Origin of the sequence: Pantoea sp. (genome assembly GCF_032114055.1) — a bacterium.
GTDB lineage: Bacteria > Pseudomonadota > Gammaproteobacteria > Enterobacterales > Enterobacteriaceae > Pantoea.
In genome coordinates this window covers 315,101-330,438 of record NZ_DAMCTB010000002.1, presented here as the reverse complement: position 1 = coordinate 330,438, position 15,338 = coordinate 315,101, and the positions used below count along the sequence as shown (strand labels likewise).

The 15,338-nt window shown below is 57.3% G+C and carries 14 protein-coding genes and 1 other annotated feature; of the genes, 5 read left to right on the top strand and 9 right to left on the bottom strand.

Going from position 1 to position 15,338, the window contains the following annotated elements:
* The first annotated feature begins 103 nt into the window (after positions 1 to 103).
* Positions 104 to 877 carry a peroxide stress protein YaaA gene (gene yaaA, locus RT657_RS05715; protein ID WP_313653023.1) on the top strand — a complete coding sequence of 258 codons (774 nt, stop codon included), beginning with the start codon at positions 104 to 106 and terminating at the stop codon, positions 875 to 877.
* A gap of 46 nt (positions 878 to 923) precedes the next feature.
* On the opposite strand, the gene thrC is transcribed toward yaaA, so the two are convergent.
* The 5 genes from thrC to RT657_RS05690 form a co-directional block, all read right to left on the bottom strand.
* Positions 924 to 2,207 (bottom strand): threonine synthase, encoded by a 1,284-nt coding sequence (gene thrC, locus RT657_RS05710; protein WP_313653022.1) that lies wholly within the window; start codon positions 2,205 to 2,207, stop codon positions 924 to 926.
* Positions 2,208 to 2,210: 3 nt separating this feature from the next.
* Positions 2,211 to 3,140, bottom strand: a complete 930-nt coding sequence (thrB, locus tag RT657_RS05705; RefSeq protein ID WP_313653021.1) for a homoserine kinase — start codon at positions 3,138 to 3,140, stop codon at positions 2,211 to 2,213.
* Between the two features lie 2 nt (positions 3,141 to 3,142).
* Entirely contained in the window at positions 3,143 to 5,605 is a 2,463-nt protein-coding gene (gene thrA, locus RT657_RS05700; protein ID WP_313653020.1) for a bifunctional aspartate kinase/homoserine dehydrogenase I, read from the bottom strand.
* Between the two features lie 26 nt (positions 5,606 to 5,631).
* Positions 5,632 to 5,750 (bottom strand) — a sequence feature (Thr leader region).
* Positions 5,689 to 5,757 carry a thr operon leader peptide gene (gene thrL / locus RT657_RS05695; RefSeq protein WP_090964490.1) on the bottom strand — a complete coding sequence of 23 codons (69 nt, stop codon included), beginning with the start codon at positions 5,755 to 5,757 and terminating at the stop codon, positions 5,689 to 5,691. It overlaps the preceding feature by 62 nt.
* A 186-nt stretch (positions 5,758 to 5,943) precedes the next feature.
* Positions 5,944 to 6,648 (bottom strand): tRNA/rRNA methyltransferase, encoded by a 705-nt coding sequence (locus tag RT657_RS05690; RefSeq protein WP_313653019.1) that lies wholly within the window; start codon positions 6,646 to 6,648, stop codon positions 5,944 to 5,946.
* 610 nt (positions 6,649 to 7,258) lie between these two features.
* Here RT657_RS05690 and arcA point away from each other — a divergent pair.
* The gene (arcA, locus tag RT657_RS05685) at positions 7,259 to 7,975 is read left to right on the top strand and encodes a two-component system response regulator ArcA (protein WP_111141369.1); all 717 of its coding nucleotides are present in this window, start codon (positions 7,259 to 7,261) and stop codon (positions 7,973 to 7,975) included.
* Between the two features lie 68 nt (positions 7,976 to 8,043).
* On the opposite strand, the gene creA is transcribed toward arcA, so the two are convergent.
* Positions 8,044 to 8,517 (bottom strand): protein CreA, encoded by a 474-nt coding sequence (gene creA, locus RT657_RS05680; RefSeq protein WP_288473698.1) that lies wholly within the window; start codon positions 8,515 to 8,517, stop codon positions 8,044 to 8,046.
* 190 nt (positions 8,518 to 8,707) lie between these two features.
* On the opposite strand from creA, the gene robA reads away from it, so the two are divergent.
* Positions 8,708 to 9,589 (top strand): MDR efflux pump AcrAB transcriptional activator RobA, encoded by an 882-nt coding sequence (gene robA, locus RT657_RS05675; RefSeq protein WP_313653018.1) that lies wholly within the window; start codon positions 8,708 to 8,710, stop codon positions 9,587 to 9,589.
* Between the two features lie 38 nt (positions 9,590 to 9,627).
* Here the strand turns inward: robA and gpmB are convergent, their stop codons facing one another.
* The gene (gene gpmB, locus RT657_RS05670) at positions 9,628 to 10,275 is read right to left on the bottom strand and encodes a 2,3-diphosphoglycerate-dependent phosphoglycerate mutase GpmB (protein ID WP_313653017.1); all 648 of its coding nucleotides are present in this window, start codon (positions 10,273 to 10,275) and stop codon (positions 9,628 to 9,630) included.
* A gap of 201 nt (positions 10,276 to 10,476) precedes the next feature.
* On the opposite strand from gpmB, the gene yjjX reads away from it, so the two are divergent.
* Complete coding sequence (gene yjjX / locus RT657_RS05665; RefSeq protein ID WP_313653016.1) at positions 10,477 to 10,995, top strand: inosine/xanthosine triphosphatase; 519 nt, start codon at positions 10,477 to 10,479, stop codon at positions 10,993 to 10,995.
* Here yjjX and trpR read toward each other — a convergent pair whose 3' ends face one another.
* Positions 10,996 to 11,316: a trp operon repressor gene (trpR, locus tag RT657_RS05660; RefSeq protein ID WP_313653014.1), complete on the bottom strand. Its 321-nt coding sequence runs from the start codon at positions 11,314 to 11,316 to the stop codon at positions 10,996 to 10,998.
* A 45-nt stretch (positions 11,317 to 11,361) separates the two neighbouring features.
* Positions 11,362 to 13,281: a murein transglycosylase gene (gene sltY, locus RT657_RS05655; protein ID WP_313653012.1), complete on the bottom strand. Its 1,920-nt coding sequence runs from the start codon at positions 13,279 to 13,281 to the stop codon at positions 11,362 to 11,364.
* 269 nt (positions 13,282 to 13,550) lie between these two features.
* Here sltY and atzF point away from each other — a divergent pair, with 269 nt between their 5' ends.
* Complete coding sequence (gene atzF, locus RT657_RS05650) at positions 13,551 to 15,338, top strand: allophanate hydrolase (protein WP_313653011.1); 1,788 nt, start codon at positions 13,551 to 13,553, stop codon at positions 15,336 to 15,338.

The window sequence follows — 15,338 nt, the reverse complement described above, 5'->3', positions numbered from 1 at the left end:
AAATAGGTGTGATTCGTCATTCTTCACCGCTTTTTTGCTACACTGCCAGCCCAGATAAGCAGCCAATCTCCTGTTAAACCAGCTATTAATCGAGGAAACGACTATGTTGATGGTGATCTCTCCGGCCAAGACGCTGGATTATGAAAGCCCGCTGGCGACGACGCGCTACACCCAGCCTGCGCTGTTAGAAAAATCACAACAGCTGATTGAGATTGCCCGCGATCTGTCCCCTGCCAGCATCGCCTCGTTAATGAGCATCAGCGACAAACTGGCGCACCTGAATGCCGAGCGGTTTAACAGCTGGCAGCCCGACTTCACGCCTCAGAACGCCCGTCAGGCAATTCTGGCGTTCAAAGGCGATGTCTACACCGGCCTGCAGGCGGAAACCTTCAGCGATCGCGATTTCGATTTTGCTCAGCAGCATCTGCGCATGCTGTCTGGCCTCTATGGCGTGCTGCGTCCGCTCGATTTAATGCAGCCTTATCGTCTGGAGATGGGGATTCGCCTGACAAACCCGGCCGGCAAAGATCTCTATACCTTCTGGGGCGATCTCATTACCGAAACGCTGAACGCCGCACTGGCGGAACAGGGCGACGAGGTACTGATCAATCTCGCTTCAGATGAATATTTCAGGGCGGTTAAACCGAAGAAACTGCAGGCGCAGATGATTAAGCCTGTGTTCCTCGACGAGAAGAATGGCAGCTACAAAGTCATCAGTTTCTATGCCAAAAAGGCGCGCGGATTAATGAGTCGCTTTGTGATTCAGCAGCAGCTGACGAAGCCGGAGCAGCTTAAAGCGTTTGATCTGGAAGGGTATCGTTTTGATGCCGCCAGCAGCAGCGACAGCGAACTGGTGTTTAAGCGCGCGGAGCAGTAACGCCGCGCGCCTGGGCTTCCCCTCACCGGGGAAGCCTTTTGTACGATTACTTCAGCAGGAACGCCCGCAGCGCGGCGAAATCCGCCTTCATCTGATGCGACAGCAGCGGCAGATCGGCGCGCTCCGCTAACTCCGGCGGCAGCGTCAGCGTCTGCTCCAGGATCGCTTCCACGCTCTCGCGGAACTTGGCCGGATGGGCCGTTCCCAGGAACAGACCATACTCCCCTTCCTGCAGCTGATCGCGCAGCAGGCGCCAGGCGATGGCGGCGTGCGGTTCGGACACATAACCAATCTCAGCCAGTTCACGCATGGCGGCGCGCGTAGTTTCATCAGAAACGGCACCACAGGCCAGATCGGTCAGGCGCCAGGTTTTACGGCGGAACAGCTCTTCCACACGCGGCCAGTTGTTTGGCTGGCTGACATCCATCGCATTCGACAGCGTAGAGATCGTCTGGTTAGGCTGCCATTCACCGTTGCCCAGGAAGCGCGGCACCGTATCATTGGCGTTGGTGGCCGCGATAAAGCGTTTAATCGGCAGGCCCAGCGATTTCGCCAGCAGACCAGCCGTCAGATCGCCAAAGTTGCCGCTTGGCACAGAGACCACCAGCTGATTACGTTTTTCCTGCGGCAGCTGGGCAACCGCTTCAAAGTAGTAGCAGATCTGCGCCAGCAGGCGGCTGATGTTGATTGAGTTCGCCGAGTTCAGGCCAATCGCCTGCTTCAGATCTTCATCATCAAATGCCTGTTTCACCAGCGCCTGGCAGGCATCAAAATCGCCGTCGATTGCGATGGTTTCGATATTGCCGCCCAGGGTGCAGAAGAGTTTCTCCTGCAGCGGACTGATTTTGCACTGCGGATAGAGAATGACGACACGCACGTTTTCCATGCCATAGAAGGCGTGCGCTACGGCGGCACCGGTATCGCCGGAGGTAGCGGTCAGAATCGTGATCTGTTCATCGGCGCCAGAGACGTAAGAGAGCATCTGCGCCATAAAGCGGCCGCCGAAATCCTTAAACGCCAGCGTCGGGCCGTGGAACAGCTCCAGACAGGCGATATCCTCGCTGACCGCTTTGACCGGTGCCGGAAAGGCAAACGCAGCTTTCACGCGCTCATGCAGCTGCTGGGCCGGGATCTCGTCACCAATAAACGCCGAGAGGATTTTGCTGCTGCGGCTGACAAAATCCATCTCCAGCATCGCGTCGATGTCGGTCAGTTCAAACTCGGGCAGTTCCAGCGGAAAGAACAGACCCTGCTGTGAGCCCAGACCCTGTTTCACCGCCTGGGCGAAGCTGACCTGCTCGTTGTGATCCTTAAGATTGTAGAGTTTCATGCGTTATCCCAATTGTCGTGCGCCAGCCGTGTCAAGACGGCAGATATGGACGAAGCCTTCATCGTTCTGCAGATAGTGCTGGCTCAGCCAGTCAGCCATCCGCTGTGCCGTTTCCATCTGATTGCAAACGGCGAAAAGTGTCGGACCGGAACCTGAAATCCCGCACGCCAGCGCGCCGGTATCTTTAGCGGCCTGGCGCGCCGCGGCAAAGCCGGGCAGCAGCCGGGTGCGATAGGGTTCGGCAATCACATCCTGCATCAGTTTAGCGGCCAGCGCAGGCTGACGCGTATGGCAGGCGTGAATGAAGCCCGCCAGCAGGCGGCCATGCTTAATGCAATCCTCTTTGCGGTACTGCGCAGGTAAAATGGCGCGCGCTTCGGCAGTCGAGACTTTGATGCCTGGATAAGCCATCACCCACAGCCAGTCGTCGAAGCCCGGCACCGCCTGGCTGATAATGTCATTCTCTTCCAGCATCAGCTGAATGCCACCCAGGAAGCACGGCGCGACGTTATCATAATGCACACTGCCGGAGATTCGTCCTTCCAGCTCGCCCATCAGCGTCAGCAGGACGCTGTCGCTGAGCGGCTTGCCGCAGAATTCATTCATCGCCATTAAACCGGCCACCACCGAGCAGGCGCTGGAGCCCAGCCCCGAGCCGATAGGCATGTTCTTTTCCAGCGTCATCGCTACCGGGATCTCTTTGCCCACCGCTTCGCAGAAACGCTGCCAGCACTGATAGACGATATTCTCGCGGGGATCGGCGGGCAGCTTACTGACAAAACGGCCAGCGTTGGTCAGTGAAAACCGATCGGCCGCTTCAACGGAAACGCAGTCACCCAGCAGGGAGCCATCAACCGGCGAAACCGCCGCGCCCAGCACATCGAAGCCGACGCTGACGTTACCAATCGAGGCCGGTGCGTAAATTTTTACCATGATTAAACTCCCAACTTCCATGACAGCGTACGCAGCAGGTCGGCAAAGACACCGGCCGCTGTGACATCATTTCCTGCACCATATCCGCGCAGTACCAGCGGAATCGGTTGATAGTAGCGGCTGTAAAACGCCAGCGCGTTCTCGCCGTTTTTCACTTTATAAAGCGGATCGTTGCCGTCAACGGCCTCGATCTTCACTTTGCAGATACCGCCCTCTTCGATCGCGCCCACATAACGCAGGACCTTACCGGTCTCCTGCGCCTGCGCCACCCGGCTGGCAAACACGTTATCCAGTTCGGGCAGGCGCTGCATAAACTGCTCAACATCCTGAATGTCGATCAGGCTGGCGGGCAGCAGCGGCTCGATTTCAATGTCACTCAGCTCCAGTTGATGACCCGCTTCACGCGCCAGAATCAGCAGCTTGCGCGCTACATCGGTTCCGGCGAGATCGTCACGGGGGTCAGGCTCGGTGAAGCCCATTTCACGCGCCATCTGAGTCGCCTGCGACAGCGACATCCCTTCGTCCAGCTTACCAAAGATAAAGGAGAGCGAACCGGAGAGAATACCGGAGAAGCGCAGCAGCTCGTCGCCAGCGTTCATCAGGTTCTGCAGGTTCTCAATCACCGGCAGCCCGGCCCCCACATTGGTGTCATAGAGGAATTTACGCCGTGATTTAGCGGCGGCGGCGCGCATCTGCTGGTAGTAATGCCAGGATGAGGTATTAGCCTTTTTGTTCGGCGTTACCACATGGAAGCCTTCACTGAGAAAATCGGCGTACTGATCGGCGACCGCCTGGCTGGAGGTACAGTCCACAATCACCGGATTGAGCAGATGGTACTCTTTCACCAGACGCGCCATGCGACCCAGATTAAAGGGTTCTCTGGCCTCGGCTAATGCCGCCTGCCAGTTGCTCAGATCGATGCCGTGGACGTTCGTTAGCAGCGCACGCGAGTTGGCGATACCACAGACCCGCAGATCGATATGCTTCTGCTTCAGCCACGCCTGCTGGCGATGCAACTGATCCAGCAGTGCGCCACCCACGCCGCCCACACCGACCACGAACACCTCGATCACCTGATCGGTGGCAAACAGCATCTGATGCACCACGCGAACGCCGGTGATCACCTCATCATTGTTGACCACGACGGAGATAGAGCGTTCGGAGGAGCCCTGGGCAATCGCTACGATGTTGATATTGGCGCGTGCCAGCGCCGAGAAGAATTTAGCTGAGATGCCGCGCAGGGTGCGCATGCCATCGCCCACCACCGAAATCACTGCCAGGTTTTCGATAATATCCAGCGGGTCCAGCAGGCCATCTTTCAGCTCCAGATGGAACTCCTCCTCCAGCACCTGACGCGCCCGTGCCAGCTCGCTCTGCGGCACACAGAAACTGATGCTGTATTCGGAGGAGGATTGCGTGATCAGCACGACAGAGATACCGGTGCGGGACATCGCCGCAAAGACTCTGGCCGCCATGCCCACCATCCCTTTCATACCCGGACCGGAGACATTGACCATCGCCATGTTGTTCAGGTTAGTGATGCCTTTCACCGGAAGCTCATCCTGGCCACCCTCTGCGCCGATTAAGGTACCGGGTGCCTGCGGATTGGCGGTATTTTTGATCAGACAGGGGATCTGGAACTGCGCAATTGGCGCAATGGTGCGGGGATGTAAGACTTTCGCACCGAAATAGGAGAGCTCCATGGCCTCCTGATAGGACATCGACTTCAGCAGGCGCGCATCCGGCACCTGACGCGGATCGCAGGTGTAGACACCATCCACATCCGTCCAGATTTCACAGCAGTCAGCGCGGAGACAGGCAGCCAGCACGGCTGCAGAGTAGTCAGAGCCATTACGGCCCAGCACGACCAGTTCACCGCGTTCGTTACCGGCCGTAAAACCCGCCATCAGAATCATGTTCTGCGACGGAATCTGGCTTGCCTCAATGCGACGGGTCGATTCAGCAATATCAACGGTAGACTCAAGATAGTGGCCCACCGCCAGCAGTTTTTCTACCGGGTCGATCACGCTGACGCCATGGCCGCGTGCCTGCAGCAGAGCTTCCATGATGGCAATCGAGAGCTTTTCACCGCGACAGATAATCGCCGCGTTCACACTGTCCGGGCACTGTCCCAGCAGACTGATGCCGTGCAGCACCTGCCTGAGCTGGGCAAATTCCAAATCGACGCGGGTTTTCAGCTGATCGTATTCAAAGCCAGGCTGCGCCTCAGCCAGGCCCTGCAGCAGCTCGCTGAAAATGCGTTCAGCGTCGCTGATATTCGGCAAGGCATCCTGACCACTGATGGTTTTTTCAATCATCGCCACCAGATGGTTAGTGATCTTTGCTGGCGCAGAGAGCACGGTTGCAACCTGTCCTTGTTGCGCATTACTTTCCAGAATGTCAGCGACGCGAAGAAACCGCTCCGCATTCGCTACCGAGGTCCCGCCGAATTTCAGCACTCGCATGATATTCACTCTCCTGAATTTAAGCCGAAAAAAAAGCCCGCACTGTTCAGGTGCGGGCTTTTTTTCTGTTTTTCCTGTATGCGTCAGCCCGCACCGTTACCTGGGGTAATGGTGGTGGTAATAATTGTGGTGTTCAGGCTGATTTTACGCATTAAGATTTATTTTCTGTCTGTCTTTTCTGTCCGTCTGGCTCCAGAAGTAAAGCAAAGCGCACATTAAGTCAACCCGATTTGTCCGCCGGACAGATCTTCACCACTGCGCACAGCCTCCGGTGAAAGCCGGAAACGGTGTTTGATCGTTTGCCATCACGAAATCAGGTACGATCTGGTGCTATAAAATCAGCTTTTTGCCGAGGATTTATCTGCCAGCTTTTTTTCAATATCGTGCAGCAGACGATGCAGCATCGCACTGTCGCGCTGTTCCAGCAGCCCTGCCCGCTGATCGATCCAGTCAGACAGTTTTTCATCGTCACTGACCCCGAGTTGTGCCAGTAACTGGTGGAAACGCTGACGCAGCGCCTGCAGCTGCTGTCCGTCGGCGGCTTCGACGGCCGGTGCCTCGACCTGATTGAGTTTCGACAGCTGATAGCAGTAGACCATCACCGCCTGACCAAGATTGAGTGACGGATAGTCATTCGCCATCGGGATGCCGGTCAGCAGATCGACCTGCTCCAGCTCCTCATTGGTCAGCCCGCTGTCTTCGCGGCCAAACACCAGCGCCATGCTGTTTACCCACTGCCGTTTCTCCTGCAGCTGCGTTTCAACCTGTTCCGGTGTGGCGTAGTAGCGAAACTTTGCCCGGCTGCGCGCCGTGGTAGCGACTGAAAAGTCGATATCCGCTAATGCGTCGGCCAGGGTGGCAAAGGTCTGCACATTATCAAGGATCTCACCCGCACCGTGGGCGACCCGGCGCGCAGCGGGATCCTGCCAGGCGTCACTGGCCACGATACGTAGCTGGGTGAATCCCATTGTTTTCATGGCACGCGCCGCAGCGCCGATATTTTCTGGCCGCGCAGGCGAGACGAGAATCAGGGGAAAAAGCATATTTATTCCATTGGTCCATTTACATAACGCCATATTAACATGGCTGTTAATGATTCAGCGGCCAGAAGCTAATAAGAAAACAGAGTGTTAACGATGTTAAAAATCTTTAAAAAATCGCAGCCGGAATCGTTTTATCACTGAAGCGGCGATTATTAAAGAAAACATTATTAATTCATTAAAGTTCAACAGGATGGAATGTCATTACATTCGGGTTTCATTTTGGCGTACACGCGCAGAAAATGTAATGAAAATGATGCTTTTTGTGAGCTAAACAGGCAATATGAGAGAAGTTTTTCACAAAAGTGTTAACGTGCTACAATTGCATTTGATATAAGTCAACGAAGCGTTTTTTTTATGCTTATCGGTTGTAGTTGGTGCTGTTAGGTTGCTGTTAATACAGTTAGGATATGCGCCATTATCATTAACGCCCGGGGCATGCAATTTTCATCCTGACTGGCTGAGCTAATACTGTTGTTGACGCTGATAGATGGTTTATCAAAAGATGATTTCGTACAACGGTTCTGCGCGGCCCGCTGCTCTCGATGATGGAGAACGCCATACCGCTGTACGCCCTGTTTTCAATTTGTTGGCAAATTTTAGGTAGCTAAACATGCAGACCCCGCACATTCTTATCGTTGAAGACGAACTGGTCACGCGTAATACCCTCAAAAGTATCTTTGAGGCGGAAGGTTATGTGGTGTATGAGGCGACAGACGGTGCTGAAATGCATCAGGTGCTGACCGACAATGACGTTAACCTGGTGATTATGGATATCAACCTGCCGGGTAAAAACGGCCTGTTGCTGGCCCGTGAACTGCGTGAGCAGGCTAACGTCGCACTGATGTTCCTGACCGGCCGTGACAACGAAGTCGATAAAATTCTTGGTCTGGAAATTGGCGCTGATGACTATATCACCAAACCGTTTAACCCGCGTGAGCTGACGATTCGTGCCCGCAACCTGCTGTCGCGTACCATGAATCTGGCGATGCCGGGTGAAGAGCGTCGCCAGGTTGAAAGTTACAAATTCAACGGCTGGGAGCTGGATATCAACAGCCGCTCACTGATCAACCCGAACGGTGAGCACTACAAGCTGCCGCGCAGTGAGTTTCGCGCCATGCTGCACTTCTGCGAAAATCCGGGCAAGATCCAGACCCGCGCCGATCTGCTGAAGAAAATGACCGGCCGCGATCTTAAGCCGCACGACCGCACCGTCGATGTGACAATCCGCCGTATCCGTAAGCATTTCGAATCGACGCCGGATACGCCAGAGATCATCGCCACCATTCATGGTGAAGGTTATCGCTTCTGCGGCGACCTGCAGGAGTAATCGGCCGTCAGAGGCCACCAGTAAAAAACGCCCCTGCGGGCGTTTTTTTTAACCTGAAAATGACCGGTTTAGTGCCACGGCATAATTGGCACGGCGCTGAGCGCATTTTTCGGTGAGCCATCGACGACCTTATCGGAGTAGGTCAGATAGACCAGCGCGTTACGCTTCTGGTCGAAAAAGCGCACAACCTGCAGCTTTTTGAAAATCAGCGAGGTGCGCTGGCGGAAGACCACCTCACCCTGCGCTTTGCCCTGCGCAATCTTCTCACTCAGCTCGACCGGTCCAATCTGCTGACAGGAAATCGCGGCATCAGACGTATCTTCTGCCAGCCCCAGCCCGCCTTTGATTCCGCCTGTTTTTGCCCGGCTGATATAGCAGGTTACATTTTTCACGTCCGGATCATCGAAAGCTTCGACAACAATCTTATGGTCAGGGCCGAAAATCTTGAACACGGTATCGACCGACCCGATCTGCTCGGCAAACAGCGGGCTGGAAAAGCTCAGCGTAGTGAGCGCAGCTAATATAAGACGCGATATTGTCATGGAGTTACCATTGCAAATGGAATAGATGAAAATGTAATGTACTGTTAATCGATATAATGACCAAACCAAAACGGGTTTAACCCGCTATGTTTTAGCACAACCTTCCCCGGAAAACGGCCCACGTCTTTTGAGCAACGAGTGCTAATTTTCGAGTGCGTTTAGCTGCCCCACCAGAGTATGAGGATGTTTTATGGACCAAGCCGGTATCATTCGCGATTTGCTTGTCTGGCTGGAGAGCCATCTTGATCAACCCCTTTCACTGGACAACGTTGCCCAGAAAGCGGGTTACTCCAAGTGGCATCTGCAGAGGATGTTCAAAGACGTGACCGGACACGCCATCGGTGCCTATATCCGTGCCCGTCGTCTGTCAAAAGCTGCCGTGGCGCTGCGCCTGACCAGCCGCCCGATCCTGGATATTGCGCTTCAGTATCGCTTTGATTCGCAACAGACTTTTACTCGCGCCTTCAAAAAGCAGTTTGCTCAGACCCCGGCCTGGTATCGTCGCGCGTCTGACTGGAACTCATTCGGTATCCGCCCTCCTATCCGTCTGGATAATGAGGTGCAGCCGGAATGGTCGTTTGTCACGCTGCCGGAAACGGTGCTGGTGGGCCAGACCCAGAGCTACACCTGTACGCTGGAGCAGATTTCCAGCTACCGCGATGAGATGCGTATCCATTTCTGGAAGCAGTTCCTGCTGGAAACCGACACGGTGCCGCCGGTGCTGTATGGCCTGCATCAGGTACGTGCCAGCCAGGAGAAAGATGACGAGCAGGAGATTCTCTACACCACGGCCGTGCCGGCAGACAACGCATCCAGCCTCTTCTCCGGCCACAATGTGATTCTGGAAGCCGGGGATTATGTGCAGTTCAGCTACAGCGGCCCCCGCGCCAGCCTGCAGGAGTTTATCCTGTTACTCTACGGCACCTGCATGCCAACGCTGGGGCTGACCCGCCGTCAGGGGCAGGACATCGAACGCTTTTATACTCACGGCGGTAAAAAGCGCGCCGAGCCACCGACGGAGATCCGCTGTGACTATCTGATCCCTATCCGCCGCCAGGCGGCCGACAGCTAAGATCGGGGTTGCCGTTGTCATGACGGCAGCCTGCAGGATCAGCGTTGCAGCTCGTCGAGTGAAGGGGCATCGAGATGAGAAATATCTCCCGCCATTTCCACAATCCAGCCCTCTGCCAGCCAGGCGCTCTGCTGGTAATCCACGCGTGACAGTGAGCAGTTACGCAGGCGCAGGCGACGTTCTGCATAGGCGGGCAGCCCCAGAATTGTACTGACCAGCGATCCCAGCGCCATACCGTGACTGACCAGCAGCGGACGGCTGCCGGCAGGCAGATCAAGGCAGGCATTGAGCGCGCCGTGCATGCGCGTCGCCATCTCTGTCATCGACTCGCCTTCCGGAATGCGACCGCCTTCTGTACCGTTGACCAGCGTGGCACGCCACTGCTCCTCTTCAGCGGTCAGACCATCCAGCGGACGTTTCTCCAGTACCCCCATATTCAGCTCGCGTAGCCGCGCATCCAGCGTCACGGCGCAGCCACAGGCATCCGCAATAATCTCTGCGGTGCGGCGCGTCCGCCCCAGATCGCTGGCGATCACATGGGTAATCCCCAGCTGTTTTACGCGCTCACCCACCTGCCGGGCTTGCTGCTCACCTTTTTCCGTCAAAGGACTGTCAGACTGGCCCTGAATGCGGCGTTCCGCGTTCCATACCGTTTCACCGTGACGAACAAGATAGACCTGTAGCATGTTAGTTTCCGTTATACTGCGACAAAATCGCGTCAGAGCCTGCCCCGGCAGGCGTCATTGTTGCAGTCAGTCCATGCAGACAGTGCGCAACAGCCCGGCGTACAGCAGGTACGTGAGGAGCGTGAACACTGCCAGAGCCCGGACTGACAGATAAAATGGCCTGCGGGTCAGGCGCTTAATCACCTGAGGGTTCAATCAATTATGTACCATGTTGTCGCAGCCACAACCAACCCAGCGAAGATTCACGCGATTGCGCAGGCATTCAGCGACGTTTTCGGCGAAGGATCCTGCCATATCGAAGGGGTCGAGGTCGAGAGTGGCGTTGCCGCACAGCCGTTAACCCATCTCGAAACGCGAACCGGCGCACGCCAGCGCGTAATGAATGCCCGACAGGTTCGCCCTGAAGCGGCGTTCTGGGTCGCGATTGAGGCGGGGATTGAAGAGGATTGTGCGTTTGCCTGGATGGTGGTGGAAAATCAGAAGCAGCGCGGCGAATCGCGTTCCGCCAGTTTCACCCTGCCACCGGTCGTGCTGGCGGGTTTGCGTGAAGGTCGTGAACTGGGCGAGGAGATGGCACGCTTAACCGGCATCGAAAATATTAAACACAAGGGCGGCGCGATAGGCGCATTTACGCAGGGTCTGCTCAGCCGCTCCAGCGTCTATCATCAGGCACTGATTCTGGCGCTCTGCCCGTTCGTCCATCCGCTCTATCAGCAGTAATCAGGCGCGGCCAAGACGCGCTTCCAGCCAGCGTTTCAGCTCTGGCGGCGCCTCTTTCAGGCTGTTAGATCCCCGGGTAATGGTCGCGATGCCGACGCCGAGCTCATTTTTCAGCTCGCGCTGGCTCATTTCGCCATTCATTAGCTCTTCAATAATCCGCAGACGGGTTCCGAACGCTTCGCGCTCGTCGGGTGTCATCATCAGCTGCAGCAGAGGCAGCGCATGGCCATCCGCAAAAGCCTGCTGCATCAGCAGGACAACGCGCTGCCAGCTATCTTCTGTCGGATGCGCATTGGCAGAGGGGGAATCAGAATGGGTCATGGAGAGGCTTCCGTACTCACTAAAGAGTACGGAAGCTTAGCACAGCTAGTAACGGCGATTCCACTCAGCATCTGACAGGATGTTGTCCGGCTTGCCCATGAAGTGACGATAGTAGGCGTCATAGGCCAGCACGTTCTTCACATAGCCGCGCGTTTCTGAGAAGGGGATTGTCTCAATAAAGGCCACGGCATCCAGATTGCCGGCACTGGTTTTCTGCCAGCTACGCACCCTGCCCGGCCCGGCATTGTACGCCGCGGAGGCAAAGATCCGGTTCTGGCTGAACTGCTGATAGACATACTCCAGATACTGGGTGCCGATCTGGATATTGGTTTCCGGATCGAGCAGCTGGCTGACGTTGCTGTAGCCCGGCATGTTATACATCTTCACGGTGTGCGCCGCGGTAGCGGGCATGATCTGCATCAGACCGCTGGCGCCGACCGGCGAACGGGCTTTGGGATTCCAGGCGCTCTCCTGACGCGAGATCGCCATCGCATAGCTTGGCGGGATCTGCTTCACTTCAGTATTGCGCTCATAGACGCTCTGCCACGCCAGCGGGAAACGCTCCTTCAGGCTGTCCCACATTTTGGCCGTGATGGTCGCCTGCACGCTGAGATCCCACCAGTCCTGTTCGTTCGCATAGCGCGCCAGCATCTGCTGCTGGATGTGCGTGCGGCTGCCAATCAGATTGCTCCACTCGCTGCGTGCCAGGTTATCCAGTCCCCAGTACATCAGCTCACGAACGCGAGCCAGTTCGGGGCCCTGCACCGTGGCACTGTCTGGCTTCGGCGCTTCATCCACCTGCAGCGGATACTCCACGCCCAGACGCTGGGCGGCCACCATCGGATAGAAGCCACGCGCCTGCATCAGTTTGCGCAGGATCTCTTCCGCTTCCTCTTTGCGCCCTTTTTCAGACAGCAGGTCAGCCTGCCAGTATTGCCACTCATCTTTCTCTTTGGCTTCCAGCGGCAGGCGGGCGATCCACGTGTTCAGGCCACGCCGGTCAAGCTGTGTGAGCGCCAGCCGAATCCGGCGTTCCAGCAACGCGGTCGACTCGCTGTTCATCACCACCGCATCACGCCAGCGCGCCTGCTCAGAGGTGAGATCGCTGCCCATCATGCGCCAGACAACAATCTCCTTCAGCGCCTGCTCATCTTCCGGCCCCATCTTCTGCGCCCGGACCAGAATCGGAATCAGGCTGCGGGCATTTTCCATGTCCTGCCGCGCCACGCGGCTAAAGGCGTAAATCGTCGCCTGGCGGGTGAAGTCGGTCGGCCCGACGCTGCTGGCGAAAGTACTGACCGTCAGCGGATCCTGCTGCAGCGCCTGCACCGCGTCAGACATGGTCTGATAATCGGCCGGCAGCATTTTCGCCAGATAGCTTACCAGGCTGTCATTGCCCGCTTTCATCGCCAGCCGGATGCGCTCCAGGATGGTAATCGGTGAGAGCTGACCTGCGGACTGCCAGACCGAGAAGAGCTTATCGCAGTCCGAAGGCAGCGCCGTGCCGCGCAGCCAGATCTGCTTCGCGCCGTCAAACGCGGCCTGCTGCTGCCCAGTGGCCCATTTTGCGTAATACCAGTTGCAGCGCGCCTGCACTGGCTTAGGTTCGGTGGGGCTGAAGTTCAGCACACCCTGCCAGTCCTGGCGGTAAGCCAGCACGTTGATAAAGCGGGTACTGAGCGATCGCGCAGGCGGCAGCGTCGGATACTGACGAATAAAGTTCTGTACAGCCAGCGCGGTCTCCTGGTCGAGATCCTGCGCCAGCAGGCGATACTGCAGATAAGGATACAGCGGATAATCCTGCAGCGTCGGCAGAAGCTGCTCCACAGTGGCCATCTGGTTGCTGTCCCAGGCCTGTTTAATTTGTTGATAACGTTGCCGTTGTTGATCAAGCGAATCGGCCCATGCGCTGCTGGCCGTGCCGGCCAGGCAGATCCCTATCATCCAGTTACGCCACTTCACCACGTAAATCTCCTCTGTTGCTGGGCCCGGCGAGTTGCCAGACAGTCTTCATGCTAACCAGGCCATCGGACTCTTGCCATGTTCTTCACAAAATTTACGCACCGGGCGTCCTTGCGCACCGTCATCGCTCAGCCTGCGCGCTGCCATTGTGCAAATTATCATCAGTAAATCTTATCGCAGACGCTATTAACCCATTGAATCAGCGCGTTAAAAAACTGGCATACCCTTTGCTCTGTTGAATGCCATCTTGTATACCAGCCGGAATTCTTGTTATGACATCAACGATTGGCCTGACGCTTCACGCCTGGCAGCAGCGCATTCAGCAGGCGCCACAACAGACTGGCGCTCTGCTTCACGCACACCTGGCGGAGATCGATCCAAAGGATAACGCCTGGATCACCCTGGCAACACCGGCGCAGTTAACGGCACAGATCACGCCCCTGCTGGCACACTATCAGCGCGATCCCGCAGCACTGCCGCTGTTTGGTATTCCGTTCGCGGTTAAAGACAATATTGATGTGGCGGGCTGGCCCACCAGCGCCGCCTGTCCTGCTTTTACCTATACCGCGCAGGAGGATGCCGTAGCCGTTGCCCGGCTGAAAGCTGCCGGTGCGGTGGTCATTGGCAAAACCAACCTCGATCAGTTCGCGACCGGCCTGGTGGGCACCCGTTCGCCTTACGGGGCGGTCTGCAATACTTTCGATGCTGACTATGTCAGCGGCGGCTCCAGTTCTGGCTCGGCGTCGGTGCTGGCTCGGGGACTGGTCGCCTTTTCACTCGGCACTGATACAGCCGGATCGGGTCGCGTTCCGGCCGGCTTTAACAACATTGTCGGCCTGAAACCGACTAAAGGCTGGTTCTCTGCGCGCGGCGTGGTGCCCGCCTGTCGGCTTAACGACACGATCTCGATCTTTGCGCTGACAACCGAAGATGCCTTTAACGTCGCCACGCGCATGGGCGGGTATGACAGCGGGGATGCCTATTCGCGGATCAACCCGCGCACCGCACCGGCCCGCCTGCCCGCCCGTCCTCACTTTGCGATTCCGGCCGATCCGGCATTTTTTGATGATGCTGCCGCCGAAGCCGCCTGGGATCGGGCGCTGGAGGCCCTGCAGGCGGGCGGCGCGACGCTGCATCCCATCGACTTCACCCCGTTCCGCCAGCTGGCTGAACAGCTCTATTACGGCCCCTGGGTCGCCGAACGCACGGCGGCGGTGGGCGACATGCTCGACCAGATGGAGCCGGTCGTGCAGAGCATCATCGCCAGCGGGCTGAAATACAGCGCGGTGGAGGCGTATAAAGCGGAGTATCTGCGTGCCGATCTGACGCGCCAGATCCAGCAGGCCCTGGCCCCCTTTGACGCGCTGGTGGTGCCGACCTCGCCGACCATTCATACCCTGGAAGAGATGCAGCAGGAGCCCGTCCACTACAACTCGCAGTTTGGCACCTATACCAACTTTACCAACCTTGCCGATCTTTGCGCGCTGGCACTGCCTGCGCCATTCCGTAACGACGACCTGCCCGCCGGCATCACGCTGATCGCGCCTGCCTGGCACGATCGGGCGCTGGCTGAGTTTGGCCTGCGCTGGCAGCAGCAACTGGCGCTGCCGCTGGGTGCCACCGGTCAGCCCTTCCCGACCGGACGCGCCACGCTGCCCGTCTCAGACGATCACGTCCGGCTGGCGGTGGTGGGTGCCCACCTCACCGGCATGCCGCTCAATTTCCAGCTCACCGAACGCCAGGCGGTGTGGGTCGAAGAGACGCAGACCGCGCCCCATTACCGCCTGTTTGCCCTGCTGGAGGGGGCGATCAAAAAACCAGGCCTGATGCGTGATGAACAGGGCGCCGCGATCGCCGTGGAGCTGTGGGACATCCCGCTGGCGCGCTTCGGCGAGTTTGTGGCAGAGATCCCGGCGCCGCTGGGGATTGGCAGCCTGACGCTGGCCGATGGCCGTGTCGTCAAAGGCTTTATCTGCGAAGGGGCGGCACTGAACGGCGCACTGGAAATTACTGAAACCGGCGGCTGGCGCAACTGGCTGGCATCACAGGGGAGTCACTGA

What these genes read in the sequence shown, in the direction of transcription:
- thrC (WP_313653022.1), bottom strand. Translation starts at nt 2,207, where the DNA reads ATGAAACTCTACAATCTTAAGGATCACAACGAGCAGGTCAGCTTCGCC.
- RT657_RS05690 (WP_313653019.1), bottom strand. Translation starts at nt 6,648, where the DNA reads ATGCTTTTTCCCCTGATTCTCGTCTCGCCTGCGCGGCCAGAAAATATC.
- thrB (WP_313653021.1), bottom strand. Translation starts at nt 3,140, where the DNA reads ATGGTAAAAATTTACGCACCGGCCTCGATTGGTAACGTCAGCGTCGGC.
- thrA (WP_313653020.1), bottom strand. Translation starts at nt 5,605, where the DNA reads ATGCGAGTGCTGAAATTCGGCGGGACCTCGGTAGCGAATGCGGAGCGG.
- robA (WP_313653018.1), top strand. Translation starts at nt 8,708, where the DNA reads ATGGACCAAGCCGGTATCATTCGCGATTTGCTTGTCTGGCTGGAGAGC.
- arcA (WP_111141369.1), top strand. Translation starts at nt 7,259, where the DNA reads ATGCAGACCCCGCACATTCTTATCGTTGAAGACGAACTGGTCACGCGT.
- atzF (WP_313653011.1), top strand. Translation starts at nt 13,551, where the DNA reads ATGACATCAACGATTGGCCTGACGCTTCACGCCTGGCAGCAGCGCATT.
- yaaA (WP_313653023.1), top strand. Translation starts at nt 104, where the DNA reads ATGTTGATGGTGATCTCTCCGGCCAAGACGCTGGATTATGAAAGCCCG.
- gpmB (WP_313653017.1), bottom strand. Translation starts at nt 10,275, where the DNA reads ATGCTACAGGTCTATCTTGTTCGTCACGGTGAAACGGTATGGAACGCG.
- yjjX (WP_313653016.1), top strand. Translation starts at nt 10,477, where the DNA reads ATGTACCATGTTGTCGCAGCCACAACCAACCCAGCGAAGATTCACGCG.
- trpR (WP_313653014.1), bottom strand. Translation starts at nt 11,316, where the DNA reads ATGACCCATTCTGATTCCCCCTCTGCCAATGCGCATCCGACAGAAGAT.
- creA (WP_288473698.1), bottom strand. Translation starts at nt 8,517, where the DNA reads ATGACAATATCGCGTCTTATATTAGCTGCGCTCACTACGCTGAGCTTT.